At 66.4% G+C, this 20,685-nt stretch carries 24 protein-coding genes; 18 read left to right on the top strand and 6 right to left on the bottom strand.

Annotated elements, in window-relative coordinates; genetic code table 11:
• Nucleotides 1-2 precede the first annotated feature (2 nt).
• The 14 genes from OC159_RS13915 (at nucleotide 3) to OC159_RS13850 (ending at nucleotide 13,067) form a co-directional block, all read left to right on the top strand.
• Nucleotides 3-944, top strand: coding sequence for a phage tail tube protein (locus OC159_RS13915; protein WP_265501782.1), 942 nt, complete (start codon nucleotides 3-5; stop codon nucleotides 942-944).
• A 2-nt stretch (nucleotides 945-946) separates the two neighbouring features.
• Entirely contained in the window at nucleotides 947-1,384 is a 438-nt protein-coding gene (locus OC159_RS13910) for a hypothetical protein (RefSeq protein WP_265501781.1), read from the top strand.
• Between the two features lie 83 nt (nucleotides 1,385-1,467).
• Nucleotides 1,468-1,623, top strand: a complete 156-nt coding sequence (locus tag OC159_RS13905) for a DUF7697 family protein (protein ID WP_265501780.1) — start codon at nucleotides 1,468-1,470, stop codon at nucleotides 1,621-1,623.
• A complete protein-coding gene (locus tag OC159_RS13900; protein ID WP_265501779.1) occupies nucleotides 1,604-4,021 on the top strand; it encodes a phage tail tape measure C-terminal domain-containing protein in 2,418 nt (805 codons plus the stop codon). Before OC159_RS13905 ends, OC159_RS13900 begins: the two co-directional genes overlap by 20 nt.
• 61 nt (nucleotides 4,022-4,082) lie before the next feature.
• On the top strand, nucleotides 4,083-4,709 hold the full coding sequence (locus OC159_RS13895; RefSeq protein WP_265501778.1) for a DUF2460 domain-containing protein: 627 nt from the start codon (nucleotides 4,083-4,085) through the stop codon (nucleotides 4,707-4,709).
• Complete coding sequence (locus OC159_RS13890) at nucleotides 4,706-5,590, top strand: DUF2163 domain-containing protein (protein WP_265501777.1); 885 nt, start codon at nucleotides 4,706-4,708, stop codon at nucleotides 5,588-5,590. Before OC159_RS13895 ends, OC159_RS13890 begins: the two co-directional genes overlap by 4 nt.
• Complete coding sequence (locus OC159_RS13885; protein ID WP_265501776.1) at nucleotides 5,587-6,033, top strand: NlpC/P60 family protein; 447 nt, start codon at nucleotides 5,587-5,589, stop codon at nucleotides 6,031-6,033. Before OC159_RS13890 ends, OC159_RS13885 begins: the two co-directional genes overlap by 4 nt.
• A gap of 9 nt (nucleotides 6,034-6,042) precedes the next feature.
• Nucleotides 6,043-10,008, top strand: a complete 3,966-nt coding sequence (locus OC159_RS13880) for a baseplate multidomain protein megatron (RefSeq protein WP_265501775.1) — start codon at nucleotides 6,043-6,045, stop codon at nucleotides 10,006-10,008.
• Nucleotides 10,009-10,060: 52 nt separating this feature from the next.
• A complete protein-coding gene (locus tag OC159_RS13875) occupies nucleotides 10,061-10,441 on the top strand; it encodes a hypothetical protein (protein ID WP_055662104.1) in 381 nt (126 codons plus the stop codon).
• 74 nt (nucleotides 10,442-10,515) lie between these two features.
• Nucleotides 10,516-11,592, top strand: coding sequence for a DUF2793 domain-containing protein (locus OC159_RS13870; RefSeq protein ID WP_265501774.1), 1,077 nt, complete (start codon nucleotides 10,516-10,518; stop codon nucleotides 11,590-11,592).
• Between the two features lie 18 nt (nucleotides 11,593-11,610).
• Complete coding sequence (locus tag OC159_RS13865) at nucleotides 11,611-11,898, top strand: DUF6127 family protein (protein ID WP_085378178.1); 288 nt, start codon at nucleotides 11,611-11,613, stop codon at nucleotides 11,896-11,898.
• Nucleotides 11,899-11,972: 74 nt separating this feature from the next.
• Nucleotides 11,973-12,647: a YcbK family protein gene (locus OC159_RS13860; protein ID WP_265501773.1), complete on the top strand. Its 675-nt coding sequence runs from the start codon at nucleotides 11,973-11,975 to the stop codon at nucleotides 12,645-12,647.
• On the top strand, nucleotides 12,644-12,901 hold the full coding sequence (locus OC159_RS13855) for a hypothetical protein (RefSeq protein WP_082658011.1): 258 nt from the start codon (nucleotides 12,644-12,646) through the stop codon (nucleotides 12,899-12,901). Before OC159_RS13860 ends, OC159_RS13855 begins: the two co-directional genes overlap by 4 nt.
• Nucleotides 12,885-13,067, top strand: coding sequence for a hypothetical protein (locus OC159_RS13850; protein WP_265501772.1), 183 nt, complete (start codon nucleotides 12,885-12,887; stop codon nucleotides 13,065-13,067). The genes OC159_RS13855 and OC159_RS13850 overlap by 17 nt, the downstream gene beginning before the upstream one ends.
• Nucleotides 13,068-13,280: 213 nt before the next feature.
• Here OC159_RS13850 and OC159_RS20195 read toward each other — a convergent pair whose 3' ends face one another.
• From OC159_RS20195 to OC159_RS13825, 6 genes are all read right to left on the bottom strand, one after another.
• Nucleotides 13,281-13,847: a DUF5946 family protein gene (locus tag OC159_RS20195; protein WP_369807750.1), complete on the bottom strand. Its 567-nt coding sequence runs from the start codon at nucleotides 13,845-13,847 to the stop codon at nucleotides 13,281-13,283.
• The gene (locus OC159_RS13845; RefSeq protein ID WP_265501771.1) at nucleotides 13,757-14,128 is read right to left on the bottom strand and encodes a hypothetical protein; all 372 of its coding nucleotides are present in this window, start codon (nucleotides 14,126-14,128) and stop codon (nucleotides 13,757-13,759) included. Before OC159_RS13845 ends, OC159_RS20195 begins: the two co-directional genes overlap by 91 nt.
• An 88-nt stretch (nucleotides 14,129-14,216) precedes the next feature.
• On the bottom strand, nucleotides 14,217-14,723 hold the full coding sequence (locus OC159_RS13840) for a GNAT family N-acetyltransferase (protein ID WP_265501770.1): 507 nt from the start codon (nucleotides 14,721-14,723) through the stop codon (nucleotides 14,217-14,219).
• 168 nt (nucleotides 14,724-14,891) lie between these two features.
• The gene (locus OC159_RS13835) at nucleotides 14,892-16,112 is read right to left on the bottom strand and encodes an amidase (protein WP_265501769.1); all 1,221 of its coding nucleotides are present in this window, start codon (nucleotides 16,110-16,112) and stop codon (nucleotides 14,892-14,894) included.
• Between the two features lie 97 nt (nucleotides 16,113-16,209).
• Nucleotides 16,210-17,109 (bottom strand): alpha/beta fold hydrolase, encoded by a 900-nt coding sequence (locus tag OC159_RS13830; protein ID WP_265501768.1) that lies wholly within the window; start codon nucleotides 17,107-17,109, stop codon nucleotides 16,210-16,212.
• Nucleotides 17,110-17,213: 104 nt separating this feature from the next.
• Nucleotides 17,214-17,669, bottom strand: coding sequence for an SRPBCC domain-containing protein (locus tag OC159_RS13825; protein ID WP_058097013.1), 456 nt, complete (start codon nucleotides 17,667-17,669; stop codon nucleotides 17,214-17,216).
• A gap of 183 nt (nucleotides 17,670-17,852) precedes the next feature.
• Between OC159_RS13825 and OC159_RS13820 the strand changes: the two genes are divergently transcribed.
• From OC159_RS13820 to OC159_RS13805, 4 genes are all read left to right on the top strand, one after another.
• Complete coding sequence (locus tag OC159_RS13820; RefSeq protein ID WP_265501767.1) at nucleotides 17,853-18,794, top strand: GlxA family transcriptional regulator; 942 nt, start codon at nucleotides 17,853-17,855, stop codon at nucleotides 18,792-18,794.
• Nucleotides 18,795-18,896: 102 nt separating this feature from the next.
• The gene (locus tag OC159_RS13815) at nucleotides 18,897-19,511 is read left to right on the top strand and encodes a glutathione S-transferase C-terminal domain-containing protein (RefSeq protein WP_058097015.1); all 615 of its coding nucleotides are present in this window, start codon (nucleotides 18,897-18,899) and stop codon (nucleotides 19,509-19,511) included.
• A 61-nt stretch (nucleotides 19,512-19,572) separates the two neighbouring features.
• Nucleotides 19,573-20,058, top strand: a complete 486-nt coding sequence (locus OC159_RS13810; protein ID WP_126155449.1) for a DUF1772 domain-containing protein — start codon at nucleotides 19,573-19,575, stop codon at nucleotides 20,056-20,058.
• 84 nt (nucleotides 20,059-20,142) lie between these two features.
• A complete protein-coding gene (locus OC159_RS13805; protein ID WP_265501766.1) occupies nucleotides 20,143-20,520 on the top strand; it encodes a hypothetical protein in 378 nt (125 codons plus the stop codon).
• Nucleotides 20,521-20,685: the final 165 nt, after the last annotated feature.

Genomic DNA, 20,685 nt, shown 5'->3' with positions numbered 1-20,685 from the left:
CCATGGCACGAGCCCAGGGGGCGCGGGCGCAGATGGCGCTTGCGTTCGAGACCGTCTATGGCACGCCGCCCGCCAGCGGCTTCACCCGCATGCCTTTCGCCAGCACCTCGCTGGGGGCGGAGCAACCGCTGCTAAACTCGGAGCTTCTCGGCTACGGCCGGGATCCGCTGGCGCCGATCAAGGATGCGGTGACGGCAGACGGCGACGTCGTGGTGCCGCTCGACGCAGAGGCCTTCGGCTTCTGGCTGAAGGCGGCGTTCGGAACACCGACGACCACGGGCGTGGAAGCGCCGTACACCCACGAGTTCCAGTCGGGGTCGTGGACGCTGCCGAGCATGTCGATCGAGACCGGCATGCCCGAGATCCCGCGCTACGCGATGTATTCCGGCTGCGTGCTCGACCAGATCACCTGGCAGATGCAGCGCTCGGGCCTGCTGACCGCGACGGCGCGGCTGGTGGCGCAGGGCGAGACGGTGGGCACGACCACCAGCGCCGGAACGCCCGCCGCGCTGGAACTGAAGCGCTTCGGGCATTTCAACGGGGCGATCACCCGCAACGGTTCTGCCCTCGGGAATGTGGTCTCGGCCGAGATCACCTATGCCAATAACCTCGACCGGATTGAGACGATCCGGAGCGACGGCCGCATCGACGGTGCGGACCCGTCCATCGCGGCGCTCACCGGCCGGATCGAGGTGCGGTTCGCCGACCAGACGCTGGTGACGCAGGCGATCAACGGCGAGGCCTGCGAGATGGAGTTCGCTTACGTCCTGCCCTCGGGCGAGAGCTTCACGTTCACCGTGCATGCCGTCTACCTGCCGCGCCCGCGCATCGAGATTTCCGGGCCGCAGGGCGTGCAGGCGACCTTCGACTGGCAGGCCGCCCGCGACAGCGTCGTCGGCCGGATGTGCACCGCAACCCTGATCAACGACATCGAGGTATATTGACGATGCTGACGCTCGACCTGACCAACGCGCCACGCTGGCACGACCTCGCCCCCGGCGTGCGGGTACAGCTGCGCCCGCTGACCACCGCGCTGATGGTGGCGACGCGCAGCGATCCGGCCGTCGAAGCGGTGCCCGAGGAGGCATTCGACGAGGAACGCGCCGTCGCCTTCGCCAAGGCGCTGGCCCGCCGCGCGGTGCTCGCCTGGGAGGGCATCGGCGACGCCGACGGCAATCCCATCGACCCGAGCCCCGAGGCCATCGACGCGCTGCTCGACGTCTGGCCGATCTTCGAGGCGTTCCAGCTGACCTACGTCTCCAAGGGCCTGCTGCTGGAACAGGAAAAAAACGCCTCCGCGCCCTCGCCGAATGGTCCTTCGGCGGCGGCGACCGATACTGCCAAGCCTGCGCGAAAGCCTGCCCGGACTGCCCGGCGCGGCTGAACCGTCCGGAAACTCCGGAGGGTTGGCAGGTCTGGGACCTGGTCGGTCGTCTCGGCGGCCAGCTGCGTGTGCTCCCCGGCGCGGTGATCGGCTGGGACATGTCGGCGGCGCTGGCGCTCGGTGACGCCCTCGGCGTGCCGCCGCTCGTCACGGCCGAACTGCTGCCCGTCATCGAGGCGGTGATGGTCACAAAGCTCAACGAACAGATGGATCACGCCCATGGCGGAAAAACGGGTTAGCGTCCGCCTCGCGGCCGTGGGCGGACGGCAGGTGCGGGCCGAACTGGAAGGTGTCGGTGAAGCCGGGTCCCGCGGCTTCGGCCGGCTCAGCCGGGAGATGGAGGCGGCGAACACCCGGCTGGCGGCGTTCTCCCGCCGTGTTGCGGTGGCTGCAGCCGCCGCCGTGGCCGCCGCTGCCGCCGCAGGCGTGGCGATGGTTCGCTCCGGCCTGCAGACGGTCGATTCACAAGCCAAGCGCGCGCAGTCCCTCGGGACCACCGTCGCCTCGATCCAGACCCTGGAGCGCGCGGGCGAGCTGGCTGGCGTGTCGATGTCCGGCATCGAGCAGGCCACCAAGGATCTGACGCGGCGTCTCAGCCAGGCGGCCGCCGGGAGCGGCCCGGCCGCCGACGCGCTGGACCGGTTGGGCCTTTCCGCCACCGAACTGATCGCGCTGCCGCTGGACCAACGGGTCGGCGCGATCAACGCGGCCATCGAGAGCTTCGTGCCCGCCGCCGAACGCGCGGCGGTCGCGGGCCAGCTCTTCGGCGAGGAAGGCTCAATCGCGATGAGCCGGATCGACACGGCGACGCTGCGCCAGGCGACGGAGGACGTCCTAGCCTTCGGAGTGGTTGTCTCCGAGCAGGACGCCGACCAGATCGAGCGGACGAACGACGCCATCTCCCGGCTCGGTCTGATCTGGCGCGGGCTGTCGAACCAGCTCGCTGTCGCCGCGGCCCCCGCGCTGGAAGCTGTCGCCAACGCCATGGCGGCGGTGGCCAGCCGCACCGGTCCGCTTGGCATCGCGATCCGCGGCCTCTTCGACAACATCGGCCGGCTGACCACCTACGCGGCCACCTTCGCAGCATTCCTCGCCAGTCGCTGGGTCGCCGGCATGGCCGCCGCCGCGCTCTCGGTCCGGGGCCTCGCCACGGCGCTCGTCGTTCTGCGCGGGGCGCTGATCCGCACCGGCATCGGCGCGCTGATCGTCGGCGGGGGCGAACTCGTCTATCAGTTCACCCGCCTCGTGTCCGGCGCGGGCGGCTTCGGCGAGGCGATGTCGCTCCTGAAGGATCTTGCCGTCGAGGTCTGGGAGCGGATCCGCATGGGCGCGGCTGCGGCGGGCGCTGCGGCCACGGCGATGTTCTTCGACCTGAAGGCCGACGCCGCTTCGGGCATGCAGAGCGCCATCGAGAGCGTCGTCGGTTTCGGCAACATCGCCGCGAACACGTTCGAGGGGGCGTACGAGGCGATCAAAGCGATCTGGGGTCTGCTGCCCGCCGTCATTGGCGATCTCGCGTTCCAAGCGGCCAACAGCCTGGTCGACGGTGTCGAGGCGATGCTGAACGGCGTGGTCTCGCGCATCAACGGCTTCATCGGTGGCATCAACCAGGGGCTGGAAGCCCTCGGGTCCGAGCGCCGCATCTCGCTGATGCCCGACCTCGACCTCGGCGAGATCGAGAACCGCTTCGACGGCGCGGCCAGTGCCGCCACCACGGCAGCGCAGGCGGCCTTCGATCGGGCCTTCGAGGACAACCCGCTCACCGCACCCAACCTCGGTCTGACCGAGGCGGCGAACCGGGCGCTCGAGTCCGCGAACCTCTACCGTGGCGCGGCCCGCGATCTAGCCGAGGGGGCACGTGCGCCACTCGAAAGCTGGCAGGCCCTGCGCGATGCCGTGCGCGGTACCGACGAGGCCAGTGCCGATGCGCTGACCGACGCCACCGGCGCGGCCGACCGGCTGGAGACGGCGCTCGGCAATGCCGGACGCGCCGCCACGGGTGCAGGCGCAGCGGCCGGTACTGCCGCCGCTGCGGCAGAGCCCGCGACCGAAGCTGCTGTCACCGGCTGGCAGGCCGTCACCGCCGCGCTGTCCGACTACGCCAGCAAGGCGCGCGAGATCGGCGGCGACATCGGTCAGAGCCTCGTCGGCGCCTTCCAGTCGGCCGAGAACGCGGTCGGTGAGTTCGTGAAGACCGGCAAGCTGAACTTCCGCGACCTCGTCACCTCGCTGCTCGCCGATCTCGCCCAGTTGGGGGCGCGGCGTTTCATCCTCGGGCCGATCGCAAACGCGCTCTCCGGCGTGTTCTCCGGTGCTGGCGGGATCTTCGCCAGCGTCCTGCATGCGGGCGGGATGGTCGGATCGGCCGGACCCTCGCGGATGGTCCCGGCCATGGCCTTCGCCGCTGCGCCCCGGATGCATGGCGGCGGCATGGCCGGGCTTCGTCACGACGAGGTGCCGGCGATCCTGCAGCGCGGCGAGCGCGTGCTGTCCCGGCGTGAGGCGCAGAGCTACGGCGCGGGCGGTGGGGTCAACGTTACCATCATGGCGCGTGACGCCGACAGCTTCCGGCAGTCCCGCACGCAGGTGGCGACCGACATTGCCCGTGCGGTCTCGCTCGGGCGGAGGGGCATGTGAGTGCGACCCCGCAAGTGGGAACCGGTTGCGGGGGCCAGAGCACGAACCAAGGAGAGACTTGATGGCGTTTCACGAGGTCCGGTTCCCAGACAACATCAGCCGCGGCGCACGCGGCGGGCCCGAGCGGCGCACGCAGATCGTCGAGCTCGCCTCGGGAGACGAGGAGAGGAACGCCAGCTGGGCCAACTCGCGCCGCCGCTATGACGTCGCCTACGGCATCCGCCGCGCCGACGACCTGGCGGCGGTGGTCGCCTTCTTCGAGGCGCGGAACGGGCGCCTCCACGGCTTCCGGTTCAAGGACTGGGGCGACCACAAGTCCTGCCTGCCTTCGGGCACGCCATTGCCGACCGATCAGCCGATCGGCACCGGCGACGGCACGACGACCGGCTTTCAACTGGTCAAGCGCTACGCCTCGGGCGCGCAATCCTGGACGCGCGCCATTGCCAAGCCGGTGGCGGGCAGCGAGCGCATCGCGCTGTCGGGCGTCGAGCAGCCCTCCGGCTGGTCGGTCGACACCACGACCGGCGTCGTCACCTTCATCACGGCGCCGGGCGCTGGCGTTGCCATCACCGCGGGCTTCGAATTCGACGTGCCGGTCCGCTTCGACACTGATGTGCTCGACGTCACGCTCGACCTCGAGCGGCTCGGCTCGATCACCTCCATTCCGCTGCTGGAACTGCGCCGATGAAGACCCTCGACCCCGCCCTGCAGGCCCATCTCGACGAGGGCACGACCACGCTCGCCTGGTGCTGGCGGATCGCCCGCGCCGATGGCGCGAGTTTCGGCTTCACCGACCACGACCGGACGCTCAGCTTCGACGGGACGGACTTCGAGCCGGAGAGCGGGCTGACAGCCTCCGAGGTCCGCTCGAGATCGGACCTGTCGGTGGATGCACAAGACGCGGAAGGCGTGCTGACCTCGGATCGGATCACCGAGACCGACATCCTCGACGGCCGCTGGGACAACGCCGAGGTCGAGGTCTGGCGGGTGAATTGGACGGATGCCAGTCAGCGCGTGCTGATGCGCCGCGGGGCCATCGGCCAGATCCGGCGTGGGCGGCTCGCTTTCGTCGCCGAGGTGCGCTCGCTCGCCCATGTGCTCGGCCAGACGGTCGGGCGGACCTTCCAGGCGACCTGCGACGCCGCGCTCGGCGACGCGCGCTGTGGCGTCGATCTCGAGGATCCGGCCTACAAGGGCACGGGCGCCGTCATCGATCTCTTGCGCGACCGGGCCTTCACTGCCTCAGGCCTTGGCGGTTTCGCCTCCGGCTGGTTCACCTTCGGTACGCTGGACTGGACGAGCGGCGCGAACGCAGGCCGGCGTGCCGAGGTGCTGGGCCATGATGTGACCGACGGCATCGCGATCCTGACCCTGCTCGAGGCGCCGGTGCGCGCGATCGCCGAGGGTGACGCTTTCGCCATCCGCGCGGGCTGCGACAAGCGCATGGAGACCTGCGTGGCGAAGTTCGCCAACACCGTCAACTTCCGCGGCTTCCCACACATCCCCGGCCAGGATGCCGTGCTGCGCTACGCCACCAAGGATGGCGGGCACGAGGGAGGCGTGCTGTGACGCAACCCCTCGCATTGGCCGACCCCGCGCGCGTCGTCGCGACGGCGCGCTCCTGGCGCGGCACGCCGTACCACGACCAGGCTAGCCTTCGGGGCGTCGGTTGCGACTGCCTCGGACTGGCGCGCGGGATCTGGCGCGAGGTCGTCGGGCCCGAACCGTTCCCGATCCCGGCCTACAGCCGCGACTGGGGCGAGATCGGCCCGCGCGAGGTTCTGGCCGACGGCGCGCGGCGCATGATGATCGAGGTGTCGCCCGCCGAGGCAGGTCCCGGCGCGCTGGTCCTCTTCCGCATGAAGCCCCGCGCCATCGCCAAGCATGTCGGGATCCTCACCGCACCCGACACCTTTCTCCATGCCTACGAGCGGCTCGGCGTCATCGAGGAACCGCTCAGCCCATCCTGGCGGCGGCGCATCGCCTTCGCCTTCCTGTTCCCGCAACGCTGAGACCCCGACATGGCAACGCTTGTCCTCGGTGCCGCAGGCGCCGCCATTGGCGGTTCGATCGGCGGCGCGATCCTCGGCGTGAGCGCCGCGACCATCGGCGGCTTCATCGGCTCCACCATCGGCTCGGTCGTCGACAGCTGGATCATCTCGTCGCTGGCGCCGACGCAGCGCATCGAGGGCGCGCGGCTCGACACTCTGCGCATCACCTCGGCCACCGAGGGCGCGGTGATCCCGCGGCTCTACGGGCGCATGCGCATGGGCGGCAACATCATCTGGGCGACCGATTTCCGCGAGGAGACCAAGACCACCACGCAGGGTGGCGGCAAGGGTGGCGGGGGCGGCAAGGTCAAGACCACCGAGTATCTGTACTACGCGAGCTTCGCGGTCGCCTTGTGCGAAGGCCCGATCACCGGCATCGGCCGCATCTGGGCCGACGGCAAGCCGATGGACCTCTCCGGGGTCGCCTGGCGCTGGTATCCGGGCGACGAGGCGCAGACGGCCGATCCGTTCATCGCGGCGAAGATGGGCTCCGCCAACACGCCCGCCTATCGCGGCACGGCCTATGTCGTCTTCGAGGAGCTGCCGCTCTCCAGCTATGGCAACCGCCTGCCGCAGCTCTCCTTCGAGGTGTTCCGCCCGCTCGCCGACCCCGACACCGCCGAGGGGCTCACCCGCGCGGTCACCATGATCCCCGCCTCGGGCGAGTTCACTTATGCGACGCAGGCGATCCGCAAGACCGATGGCGGCGCGACGGTGCCCGAGAACCTGAACGCGCTCGCCGACTCCACCGACATGGTGGAGGCGCTCGACCGGCTGCAGGCGATGGCGCCCGCGGTCGAGAGCGTCAGCCTGGTCGTGGCGTGGTTCGGGGACGATCTGCGGGCGGGCTCCTGCAAGGTGCGGCCCGGTGTCGAGGTCTCGGCCAAGTCGACGACGCCGGCCACTTGGTCGGTGAACGGCGTGAGCCGCGCCAATGCCTTCCTGGTCAGCCGGGACGATCAGGATCGCCCTGTCTATGGCGGCACGCCGTCCGACTTCGCGGTGGTGCAGGCGATCCAGGAGATGAAGGCCCGCGGGCTGCGGGTCACCTTCTATCCGTTCATCCTGATGGACGTGCCGCCCGGCAACACGCTGCCGAACCCGTATTCCGACAACGCCGCCGAGACGGGCCAACCTGCGTTCCCCTGGCGAGGCCGGATCACCTGCTCGCCTGCCGCGGGGTTCGCCGGGACCGTGGACAAGACCGCCGCGGCCGCAAGCCAGGTCGCGGCGCTGTTCGGCGCGGCCACGCCCGCGAGCTTCAGCGTCTCGGGTCAGACGGTTTCTTGGACCGGGCCATCTGGCGACTGGGGTCTGCGCCGCATGGTTCTGCACTATGCCCATCTCTGTGCCGCGGCGGGCGGGGTCGACGCCTTCCTGATCGGGACCGAGATGCCGGGGCTGACAACCATCCGCTCGGGTACATCCACTTATCCGGCCGTGCAGGCCTATCGGGATCTGCTCGCGGATGCCCGCTCGATCCTCGGTGCAAGCACGAAGATCGGCTATGCCGCCGACTGGTCGGAGTATTTCGGGCACCAGCCCGGCGACGGCTCGGGCGACGTGTTCTTCCATCTCGACCCGCTCTGGGCCGATCCCGAGATCGATTTTGTCGGCATCGACAATTACATGCCGCTGTCGGACTGGCGCGATGGGTTCGAGCATGCGGACGCGGCCGAGGGCTGGCCCGCGATCCACGACCGCGCCTACCTGCAGGGGAACATCGCGGGCGGCGAAGGCTTCGACTGGTTCTATGCCAGCGCGGCCGACCGAAGCGGGCAAGCCCGCACCCCGATCACGGATGGCGCCGCAGGCAAGGCATGGGTGTTCCGCTACAAGGATCTGCGGGCCTGGTGGGCGAACCCGCACTACGACCGCCCGAGCGGGGTGGAGGCCGGGACGCCGACGGCATGGACGCCCGAGTCCAAGCCGATCTGGTTCACCGAGCTCGGCTGTCCGGCCATCGACCGGGGCACGAACCAGCCGAACGTCTTCTTCGACCCGAAATCGTCCGAGAGCTTCACGCCGCATTTCTCGCGGGCCTGGCGCGACGACGCCATCCAGCGCGCCTATCTCGAGGCGACCTGGCTCTTCTGGGGTGAGGCCGCGAACAACCCGCTGTCCTCGGTCTACGGCGACCGGATGGTCGACGTGCCGGAATGCGCGGCTTGGACCTGGGACGCGCGGCCGTACCCGTTCTTTCCCGAACTGACCGACGTCTGGACCGATGGCCCCAACTGGCGTCTGGGCCATTGGCTGACTGGGCGCCTCGGGTCGGTGTCGCTGGCGGCCCTCGTGCGGCACCTCTGCCTGCGCGCCGGTCTGCCCGAGGATCGCATCGACGTCACCGGCCTCTGGGGCGCGGTCGAGGGCTATGCCATCGGCGCGCTGGAAAGCCCTCGGGTCTCGATCACCACGCTGTCGCGCCACTTCGGCTTCGATGCCGTCGAGACCGAGGGCGTGATCCGCTTCATCATGCGCGGCCGGGCCTCCGTCGCCACCCTGGAGCCCGACGATCTGGTGGCGGCCCCCGAAGGCGACGTGTTGGAACTGACGCGCGGCCAGGAGACGGAACTGCCGCAGGCGCTCAAGTGGCAGATCGCCCGCGCCGACGAGGACTACGACGCGGCCCTCGTCGAGGCGCGGCGCATCACCGTGGACACGACGCGCATCGCCTCGGAGTCCTTCCCGATGGCGGTGCCGCCCGAGGAGGCCGAGCGCCGCTGCCGCCGCACATTGATGGAGGCGTGGGTGGGGCGCGAGACGGCGGCGTTCCGATTGCCGCCCTCGCGGCTGGCGCTGGACCCGGCTGACGCGATCCGCCTCGCGCATGACGGGCGGCTGATCGATCTGCGGCTCGTCTCCATCGCCGACGCCGAGGCGCGCGGCATCGAGGCGGCCCGCCAGGACCGGGCCACCTACGACCTGCCGCCCGGCGATCCCCGCGCGGCGTCGCTGACGCGGGCCGTGGTGTTCGGCGCGCCGGATGCGGTGCTGATGGACCTGCCGCAGCTGATCGAGGACCAGCCCGCGCATCGGCCGCTGGTCGCCGCGCACGCGGTTCCCTGGCCCGGCGAGATGGCGGTGTTCCGCAGTCCTTCGACGGATGGATTCGAGTTGCTGACCACGTTCGGCAGCCGCGCCCGGATCGGGACGCTGGTCTCGGACCTCTACGCCGGGCCCACATCCCGCTTCGACCTCGGCAATGCGCTGGTGGTCGATCTGCTGGCGGGCACGCTGGAAAGCGTCACCGACCTGACCCTCTTTGGCGGTGCCAATGCGCTGGCCATCGAGAGCGCGCCCGGTCTCTGGGAGATCGTGCAGGCAGGCGCGGCGGAACTGATCGCCCCCGGCCGCTATCGCCTGACCCGTCTCCTCCGCGGCCAACGTGGGACCGAAGGCGCAGTGGGCAATCCGGCGCCCGCAGGCGTGCGGATAGTGGTTCTGGACACCGCGCTCGCGTCACTGCCGATCGCCGAGGCCGATCTCGGCATCCCGTGGAACTGGCGCATCGGCCCGGCGAGCCGCCCGGTCAGCGACGAGACCTATGTGGCGCAGGCCTTCACGCCGGTGGGCGTGGGGCTGCGGCCGTTCTCCGTCGTCCATGTCGAGCAGCCGTGGCGCACGCCACGCGGTCCCGGCGATCTGACCATCCGCTGGACGCGCCGGTCCCGCGCGCTCGCGGCCGATAGCTGGGGCGGGCTGGAGGTGCCGCTGGCCGAGGAGCTGGAAGTCTACGAGGTCGAGCTCCTCGACGGCGCTGCCGTGAAGCGGGTGCTGAGCACGACCACCACCAGCGCGATCTACACCGCCGCCCAGCAGACCGCCGACTGGGGCGCGCCGCTCGGCCCCGGCGACACGCTCGACATACGCATCTACCAGCTCTCCGCCCTCGTCGGGCGGGGCGCGCCCAAGACCGTCACGCTGACCTTTTGAGGCACGCAATGAGATCTGGAAGAGCACGCATCCTGCGGCGTAAGCTTGGGTCATGCGCCCTGAAGACGAAGACCGTATAGCAGCCCAGCTTGCCAGAGTGATGGCCGTGGCCTGCGTGCGCAACACGCAGTTGGAGGCCCTGCATGCGGGCCGGACGCCCATCTCGCGCACCGGTGACGGCAGCGACGTCATCGTCCAAGATGCAGAAGGCAACCGCATTCCCTGGTCCGAGGTCTCTCGGATCGATGACGACGAGATGCGCGCGCTCATGCGCGAGATTGTCGATCGGCTCTACACCTTCCATCTGCGGATCGATGACCCGGCCTTCCGTGCCGAAATTGATCGCTGGGCCGCGATGACCGCGAAGTGGGACGCGGCGAAACCCGACCCAGTTCTGTCCGCGATTCCGGGGAAGACGCCCGAGCGCGGGTAGCTCGTCAGCACCACCGCTGCGCCACTGTTCGCCGCCTGCCATGCAGGCGGCCTTCTTCGTTCTGGAGACCGTCCATGTCCGATGCCACGACCCATCTCCTGCTGCCCTACATCCTGGCGGCGCAGGCCCAGAAGCATGTCACCCACAACGAGGCGCTCCGGCTGCTCGACGGGCTCGTGCAACTCTCCGTGCTCGACCGCGATCTGACAGCGCCGCCCGGTTCTCCTTCCGACGGCGACCGCTACATGGTCGCCTCGGGCGCGACGGGCGACTGGGCGGGCTGGGACCTGAACGTCGCGCTCTGGACCGATGGCGCATGGCTGCGCCTGCCACCCCGGACTGGCTGGCGGGCATGGGTCGAGGATGAGGGCCAGCTGCTGGTCTACGATGGCGCGGGCTGGATTGGGACCACCCCGGACGCACTGCAGAACATGGCACTCTTGGGCGTCGGCACCACCGCCGACGCCGCCAATCCGTTCTCGGCCAAGCTGAACGCCGCGCTCTGGACGGCGAAAACGGTGGTCGAGGGCGGGACGGGCGATCTTTTCTACACCATGAACAAGGAGGCCGCGGGCGACGATCTCGGGCTCACGCTGCAGACCGGATTCGTGACCAAGGCGCTGGTCGGGCTCTTCGGCTCCGACCGCTTCCGCCTCGCAGTCTCCGCCGACGGCAGCACCTTCTTCGACGGGCTGAGCGTCGACAACGCCACCGGCATCGTCGACCAGCCCTGGCTCCCGCGGTTCAAGGCGTACACCAACTACGACAACTATGTCGGCGTCGGAACCTGGACGAAGATCGGCCTCAACAACACCGACTACAACGACCAGGGGGCCTTCGACGCTGCGAACAACCACTTTGTGGCGCCCGTGGACGGCACCTATCTCTTCGGCGCGACGCTCATGTACAAGGTCAACGCCAGCACCACCGCGCGCATGCGGGGGCGGCTGGTCCTGAACGGCACGACGGAAATCCGCGGCTCCCTCGGCGAAATCTCTGCCACCCACGTCTCGCTCGCCACCGCGATCTGGCTTCAGACCATGGTGCCGCTGACGGCAGGCGATACCGTCGAGCTCCAGGGGTATTTCCGGGTCGCGGATGGCTACTTCGCCGCTGATCACACGTCCTTCTGGGGCTGCAAGGTCGGCTGAGCGGCGAAGGAGGATCCAATGACACCACCCCGATCCGAGGGCTTCGTGCGCATGCCCGACGCCGAGTTCGAGGCGATCCTGACGCGGGCGGCCGAGGAAGGCGCAAAGCGTGCGCTGGCCGATGTCGGGCTCGACGGCGACGAGGCCGCGCTCGACATCCGCGACCTGCGATCCCTGGTGGATTGCATCCGGCTGGTGCGGCGGACTGCGATGCAGACCGCCGTTCGCATGATCACTACCGGCGTCATGCTGGCGCTGCTCGCCGGCATCGCAATCAAGCTGAAGATCTTCGGCGGCAGCCCGTAGCCGCTCACCACCCCATCGATCGACCCAACCGTACCCGCCCTCGAGGCGAGTTTTTTCGTTTCCCGAGGATCCCCATGAACACGACGTTCTACGACCATTGGCGCAAGGCGCCGGAGGATGCCTGGCGCTGGCCGAATTTCTCACCCGCCGAGATCGCCTGCCGGGGCACCGGCAAGCTGCTGGTCAACGAACCCGCCCTCGACAGGCTGCAGGCGTTGCGCGACCGGCTGGGCAAGCCGCTGATCGTTCGCTCGGCCTATCGCAGCCCCGAGCACAATCGCGCCGTGGGCGGCGCCACCCGGTCGAAGCATCTCGACGGCGCCGCCTTCGACATCGCCATGGCGAACCACGACCCCGTGGCCTTCGAGGCGGCGGCGCGGGAGGTCGGGTTCCTCGGCTTCGGCTTCTACCCGCGCTCGGGGTTCATGCATGTCGATCTCGGGCCCGCGCGTCAGTGGGGCGAGCGGTTCCCGGTCCGGGCGACGGTATTTGCAGCGGAGACGCCGCCCGCGCGCGAGATGCTGGCTGACAGCCGCACCATGAAAGGTGGAGGCGCGGCCGGAGTGGCGACGCTGGGTGCGGCCGGGGTCGAGGTGGCGCAGAGCGTCCTGGCCGAGACCCAGACCGCCATCCTGCCGCTCGTGCCGTATCTCGACACGCTCCGTTGGGTGTTCATCGCCGTCGCTCTCGGGGGGATTGCGGTCACGATCTACGCTCGGCTCGACGACTGGCGCCGGGGGCGGCGGTGATCTCCGGGCTCCTCGCCACGCTCGCCGGCTCGGTATGGGCGCGCACAGCGCTCCGCTTCGCCGTCACCGCCCTCGCAATCCTTCTGTTCCTGCTGGCCCTGCGCCGATTCGGCGAACGATCGGGACGTCTCGCCGAACGCCTAGTCACCACGGAGAAAGCCAATGATGTCCAACGCCGGATGCTGGAAGCGGCGGCTCGCCGTCCTCACGATCGCGACGAGCTTGCTGAGCGCCTGCGTGACGGTCAGTTCTGATACAGGCACTGCCACCGTCTGCCCGCCCGTAGTCGGGTACAACCGTGAGTTTCAGGCGCGGGCGGCCGAGGAACTTGGGTTGCTGCCGGACGGGTCCGCCACCGCCGAGTTGCTGAGCGACTACGGCGTCATGCGCGATCAGGCTCAAGCGTGCAACCGCGCATAATGCCCGGTTTCAACCACTCTCGGGTGACGAATGCCCGATCAAACACAACTTTCCCACTCCGCGCTATGCCCGCCATCTGATCGATCCCTGCCGCCTGGACTTAGAGAACTCGCATCATGACAGCTTACGAACCAAGTTGTGCAGTCGCGCTCAGTACGCCCGGTAATAACAGATGATCGAAAGAAGGCGCCGATATGGCTTGCGGCAGTCCTCCTAAATGCCACATGCCTCAGAGACCCACTGCCGAGCTAACCCCCAGTGATCCTTCCAGGCGCCCCAGGCAGAGCGCGCCCACGTCCAGGCGTGCGCTTCGTACTCGTCGAGGGTGTCGGCAAGCACCATATCGGAAATCCTGAATCCTCCCCTGTGTAGGGGCTTGGGCGGCTCGACTCGAGCGAACTTCCTGGGACCATCGACAAAAGCCTTGAGCCGGGGATGCAGGTTACGGGTCAATCCTTGCTCCATTGACCAGCACATCGCAGCCAGATGGGCAGCGGCCGATTTGGAAGAGATCATGTAGATTTCCGGGTGCTGCAAGCAGTAGGCGTCAACTGTCAGCCGATGAAAAGCGAAGTAGGAAGCATCGGAGAACTCCTTCTCGGCCAGAGCACCGAATAGCTCCCGACATCCATCGAGCCCACCAACATCTGACGCGCCACAAAGCGGACATTCTCTGTTATGCGGGCCACTCACGTCGTAACGTGCCCCGCCAATCCCAGCAGCGCCACGGCGGCAAAAGCAATCCACTGCGGCATATCGCGGTGTCGTTGCCGCTTCCATATCACGACGGTGAAGCTCCACAGTGCGAGCAGGGCTATCAGGATCGTTCCCGCCAGAGCGAAATCCCTCCATTCATTTGACATCGCTGCAGCGACGTAGCCTGCCGCAGCCCCAGCCATGACCAAAGTCACAAGATGCCAGCACAAGAAGAGCACGTACTTGGTGTCGTCCTTGAACTCACGCGAAGCGAGCAGCGGTCTCACGACTTCCTTCTCGCCCACCGTCAGATGGATCAATATCAAGACCAGAAGGCCGGCCGCCGCAATCCAATACGCAATCATGGTGCGTCCTATTCTTTAGAAAAATCCCGAACAGCGGTATCTGGCGACCTTCGAAACTGAGCAAGACCATCTCCTTCGTCGCATCGATTTAGCCTCGATCCGACCGCCACATGCGCTTTTCACCCATGCTGACCTGACGCAGACCCGTCTTTCGCGCGAGCTGCTCTGCCGCGGCATTCTCGATCGCCGTCTCGGCGATGAACGTTGTCAGACCGAACCGCCGGGTAGCCCAGGGAAGGATCGCTGCCATGATCTCGGTCGCCGCTCCGTTGCCCCAGTAAGACGGAATCAACTCAATTCCAAGTTCGGCCTGACCCGGCGCCAACCCTCCCATTCGAACACCGACATTGCCGAGGTATGTTTTCGGATCGTCGCGGGGCGCGACTGCGAGTTGGTGATTCAGCCGGGGGTCTTCCTGCTGCCAGGCAAGGAAAAGATCGAAAACCGACGACGCATGCGCCGCACCGCGTTCGCTCTCCAGATGAAATCGCGAGAACTCTGGATCCATGTGGCAGGCGATAAACGCTTTACGGTCATGCTCGGTAAACTCCCGGACCATGAAGCGGTCCGTAGTCATGAGGCCCGCAATCGACATGTGTCTATCTATCCTTTCCACGGATGAACAGTTGTGTGACCTGCCAGCGCCGCCCTTCCTTGCCAACCTCGCAGCGTCGACATGGGTCTGAACCATTTCTGGTCACCTCATCGTCGACTCGTCGTTGCTACCGAAGAAGATCCGCACGGTCTCTGCATATCCAGAAGCTTACGGTATAGGATGGCTTGAGCCGAAGCTGGCAGTTATTTCGTAGTGGCGCGCAACTTGCAGGATGTTTTGCTCACCGCCGGGTTTTCCGACAATTTGCAGGCCAATCGGCATGCCTTTGCTGTCGAAGCCGCAGCAGACGGTAACAGCAGGCAAGGCATAGTAATTGGCAAAGGCCGTGTTCTCCGGCGCAACACCCTGATCCGGTTTATTTGCCGCTGCCTCGATTGACGGAACGCACGAGGTCAGAGTTGGAAGCAGGATTATATCGGCATCGGCAAACGCATCGCGAGTGACATTGACCCGATCTGCTTCAATAGTGTCCAAGCCGGCTTGGGGATTCCAGACCGGCACCGCAGCTTCACCCAACCCGTATCCAACGCCCCGGAGGATGTTCACCGCCTGGTCGAAGGCATGTCTGATTTCCCCGTCGGATTTGAAATTGTTTCCAATACCAAGTCTCAGGCTGGTGGCTGGATCTTCAAGATCGGCGAGAGAAATATTGCCCTCGCGCTCAGACAGCACATTCAACATCAACGCGGTATCGGCAGCGCTGCGAGTCGTGATCCCTGCATGCGCCATCCAGCGGATAAAGTCATCGACAGGCTCGTCGCCCAAGATGCCTTTCGTACTGATCAGATCAAAGCCGCCCTTGAAACCTACTACACCACAACATGCCGCTGGCAGGCGCGTCGAACCGACGGCATCGGTATCAATCGTCGCATAACAAAGCCCGGCAGCCACAGCGACTGCAGAGCCAGCAGACGAACCACCGGGAACATAGGCTTCGTTCCACGGGTTTCGCACTGGACCAAAACAGCTTGTAAGTCCTGTGGTCGCCATCCCGAGGGAATCCATGTTGGTCTTCCCGACAATTATTGCGCCGGACCGTTTCAGTCTATCGACGGCTTGCGCATCGGCCTCCGGCATGCGGTCCTTGAAGTGCTCGAACCCGGCGGTAGTTCTGACGCCGGCCGTATCGTAAAAATCCTTCACAGCCACAGGGATACCGTGGAGCGGTCCGCGACAGTGACCCGCCTTGATTTCCGCTTCCGCCTGCCTTGCCTGCTCGCGTGCGTCATCGTCCATCACCGTGATGAAGGCGTTCAATTTCGGGTTCAGCGTGGCGATCCGTCGCAAACATGCTTCGACCGCATCAATCGGCGACACCTCCCGCGAACTGATGCGCGTGCTCAGATCCTTGATGCTATCGTAATACATTGAAGTTGGTCCTTGTGTGGAGGGTGTCGATTTGCCTTCGCGGTCCCCGCCCTGCTTTATCGATGGTGGACATCTGTGGGATTACTGTTCCTGTAACTCATGGTGTGGGCAGGCTCCCCACGAAACCTGCAATCCGGGCCGCAACGTCTGGCGCCGCCGCGTCGGCAAGAATGTGGCCCATTCCGTCGATCACTTCGATCGGGGCGCCTCCCAGGGCTGCCGCCGTGCTTTCCGGATGAACCAGCGGAAACCATGGATCATCGCCGCCATGAAGAACGAGCGCCGGCAGTTCGATTGAGCCCAGCAATGCCCGTCTGTCACCCGTCCGCATCGCCGCCGCCACTTGACGCTCGGCGGCGTTCGGGTCCCGCACGGCCATGTCGGCCTCCACTCTCGCAGCGACTTCGGCATCCGGCATCCTGTCGGCTTCGCCCTCGAAGATGCGGTAGAACCGCGCGAGTTGATCGGCCATCGGTGCGGACGCGTCAGGCGGCGGCTCGGACATTGCCGCCATTGCCGGGCCGTAAGGCAGCCCCGGCTCCCCCGACGTAGACGAAACCGAGATCAACGACAGAACCCGGTCGGGGTGTTCCGCGGCAAGAACCTGGGCGATCATGCCGCCAAGCGAGTGGCCCACGACATGCGCGCGTTCGACACCGGCAGCGTCGAGGACCGCAATCGTGTCCGCAGCCATGTCGGAAAGGTCGTAGGCGGCAGAGCCTTCCGCGCTCAATACCGTGCTTTGGCCTGAATCGCGATTGTCGAAAAGCACGACGCGAAAACCTTCGGCGAGGAGTGCCTTAGTCAGCCCATCGTCGTGGGGCCGTGTCGCGACGCCCTGGCCGTTGATGACCACAATCGGAACGCCGGCCTCAGGGCCATGTCTCCAATAGGCGAGGTCCACCGCGCCGTTCCTGGCGATGTCCGCGCGTTCCTGCGCGACTGCAGGGGTCAGCCATAGCAATGCGACAAGCGCGGCAGTTGACGTCCGTATCATGGTCTTCCTTCAATTTTTGTCTTCGATTGGCCGATGCCCCAATGCGTATCCGCCGGACTTCCTGGCCTGGTTGTTCCAATCGCAGCCCACTTCGCCGCACCGGCTCAGCGCCGGCCGCGAAGGTATTTTCCGAGCGCTGCCAGCATCCCTTCCCAGCCGGATCGATGGCCGGCGACGTCATCTTGGCCATCGAAATAGAGGCCCTGTTCGATCAGCCTCATCCGCGTGCTGTCTTCCGTCGTCTCGAAGGTAATGGCTAGTGTGCCAGCGAAGGTGAGCCGGTCGGCGCTCTTGAGGGACGTTGCGTAAACGATGCGCTGTTCCGGCTCGATCAGCAAATAGCGGTTTTCGTTGATGTATTGCGGTCCTCCCTTGAGACCAAAGCGGCAGCTGTCGGTTTCGCCGACAGTGAAGCGGAACCGCTCGAAGCTCATCTCCCAGCCATCTCCGGGATCGCCCCATGTCCGCTGCGCGTCTTCGCTTGACCAGGCCGCAAAAACTTCTGCGACCGGCTGGTCATATTCCCTCGTCAGGTCGACGGTGCCTTCCACGATGCTCATATCGGTGTCCCTTCGTGACCCTTGCTTCTGCTGTGGATCGAGACTGGGTCGAATCGGCCGCGAAGGTTAGTGTCAGACTCGACAGTTTCGGGGCATTTATGCCAGAACTTGACTATGCCGATACGCCCGCGTCCCACCGAACCACTTCGTGTCTCTATCCTGAGCCTGCCGGAAAGCGGGACGATGGCCGCCTTCGGCCTGCACGAAGTCCTCGGTGACACGGGGACAAACGACCAGGCACTGTCCCGCCCGATTCACCCGAAACTGGTGGCGCATCGCCGAGGGCCATTCCGGTCCAGCACCGGGTTGCTGGTCACGCCCGATGGCGGCCTGAATGGGGATTGTGCCGACGTCATCATCATCTGCGACATCCACCTGAACCATGACGATGTGCTCGACGGGCGGTGGCCTGCGGAGATCGCATGGGTTCATCGCCACATCGACCACGGATCTCTCGTTTGCTCGACATGTAGCGGGGCCGTGCTTCTCGCCGAGGCAGGCCTTCTGGACGGCGCGGAGGCGGCGTCGCACTGGACGATGGCGGACCTGTTCCGCGACCGGTATCCATCTGTCCGGTTCCGACCCGAGCGCATCCTGTGCGACAGCGGGCGTGGCGGGCAGTTGATCACGACGGGCGGGGCATCGTCCTGGCAGGATCTCGCGCTTTACCTGATCGGCCGGTTCTGCGGCGCGGACGAGGCGGCCCGCATCGCGCGGCTGTTTCTCCTCGGCGACCGAGGCTACGGCCAGTTGCCCTTTGCGTCGATGGCCCGGCCACGCCAGCACAGCGATGCCGTCATATCCAGGATCCAGGAATGGCTCGTCGATCACTATGACACTTCGGCACCTGTGGCTGTCATGGTGGATCGCTCGGGCCTGTCGGAACGTAGCTTCAAGCGCCGGTTTTCCGCCGCCACCGGCTATACGCCCGTCGAATACGTTCAGGCGCTCCGGATCGAGGAAGCCAAGCAGATTCTCGAGACCGAGGACATGGCCATCGAAGACATATCCGCCGCCGTGGGCTACGAGGATCCGACCTTCTTTCGCAGGCTGTTCAAGCGCCGCGCCGGCGTGACCCCGGCACAGTATCGCCAGCGCAACCGACTCCGCAGTCTTCCCAGGTAATGGCTGTTTTGCCCCGAAACCGGTCGAAACGCCTCTGATCTGGTCCGGTCCGATCTGCGACGGTGGGGATGCAAGTTCCACGGGACAATCAGGAGACCGGACATGGATTTCTACCACACCCCAACCAGTTGCTCGCAGGCCACGCACATTCTTCTGCGCGAAGCGAAGCTCGATTTCCGGCCACATCGTGTCGACATCTTCAATCGCACGCTCGAGGACGGTTCCGATTACACGCGGATCAATCCCAACGGCTATGTGCCCGCCCTGGTGCTTGATGATGGCATGCTGCTGACCGAGAACGTTGCCATCCTGGACTGGATCGCAAGCCAGGCCGATGGCCTTCTGCCCACGGGCCGACTTGGGCGAACGCGGCATCTGCAGATGCTTGGCTTCATCTCGACCGAACTGCACAAGCCCTGCATCCCGCTGTTCTTCATCGAGGACGCGGAACAGCAGAGCCGGATCCGGGATCTGCTGTCGTCCCGGTTCCGCAGGATTGGGTCAATGATGGCGGGCGACCATCTGTTCGGAGACCGCTTCACCGGCGCGGATGCATTCCTTTATGTCATGCTTCGCTGGGCAGCGATGCTTGAGATCGCGACGCCGAAGGTTTTCGACGCGTTCGTCGACCGCGTCGAACAGAGGCCCGCGGTGCAGGCCGCTCTCGCCGCCGAGGCGGTGTCGCCGTTGCACGCCGACGTGGCAGAATGCGCCTGATCAAGGCCGCCCCAAGGGCGAGGCATCATTAGTCCCCAGGGGAGATCGAAGGAGCACCCTCATGACACAGGCGCTTTCCGTCCTTGCGGTCCTGCTGGTCGCCGTGACCATGGGCCTTGCACTTGCCCATGCGCTGGAGTTTCCGGGAAAGCTGCGGCTGGACGAGCAGACCTATCGCGCCGTGCAGGCAATCTATTATCCCGGCTTCACCATCGGGGGGCTGATCGGAGAGCTGGGAGCACTTCTCCTTCTGCCGGTCCTGCTGTTCCTGCTGCCAATCGGCGGCGACCGGTTCTGGTGGACTGCCGCCGCCCTTGCCTGCCTGGCCGCCGGGCACGCGGTCTACTGGCTCGTCACCCATCCGGTGAATGCGGTCTGGCTGCAGGACACGGACATTTCGGGACCGGGAGCCGCCTTCTTCTCCATCTATGCGGGACGCGAAGCAGATTGGCAGCACCTTCGGAACCTGTGGGAGTATTCCCACATCGCGCGCGCCGTGCTGGGCATGGTCGCGCTGACTGCCATGGTCATCGCGCAGACAGCTTAGGGCGGGCTGACGCGATTGACGGATCGAAACATCGAAAAGCGGATCGAGGAGAAACGCCAGATGACGACAAATGACAAACGCGGCTTGGTCCGCATTCTGAACATCGATGCGGCGACCTGTCTCGCGATGGGGCTGCTGCTGGTCCTTGCCGCGCGCCCGGTCGGCACAATCACGGCCATTCCTGGACCGGTGCTGTTCTACGCCGGCGTATTGCTGATCCCGATCGGCATCTGCATGGCCGTGATTGGCCGCGCCGGAACCGGCAGCGCGCTTGCTGTATGGCTCGTCATCCTCGGCAATGTCGGGTGGACACTTGTCAGCGTGGCACTACTCGCCTTCATCACCCCCAATGTCCTCGGAATCGCGCTGATCCTTACGCAGGCGCTGATCGTCGGCCTTCTGGCCTGGCTCGAATACCGCGCCTGGAGCAGCTTGGGCGACCGCGCTGACGCAGTTGCATGATTGCGGGCGACTGTAACGGCGGAGAGGCGGGATTACACAGCGGAAAAGAACGGCGCGCGGCATTGAGCCTTCAGTCCCGCGCGCCGAAAGCCACTCGGCTCGTGATTGTGGCCAAAAGAACTGGAGAGGGTTGGATATCAGGCCCATTCCCTCCGCCACTTGCCC

It is taken from the genome of Paracoccus beibuensis (assembly GCF_026162625.1).
GTDB classification, from domain to species: Bacteria; Pseudomonadota; Alphaproteobacteria; order Rhodobacterales; family Rhodobacteraceae; genus Paracoccus; species Paracoccus beibuensis.
Note: the sequence above shows the minus strand (reverse complement) of the source record. Positions and strands in the feature narration are given on the sequence as shown.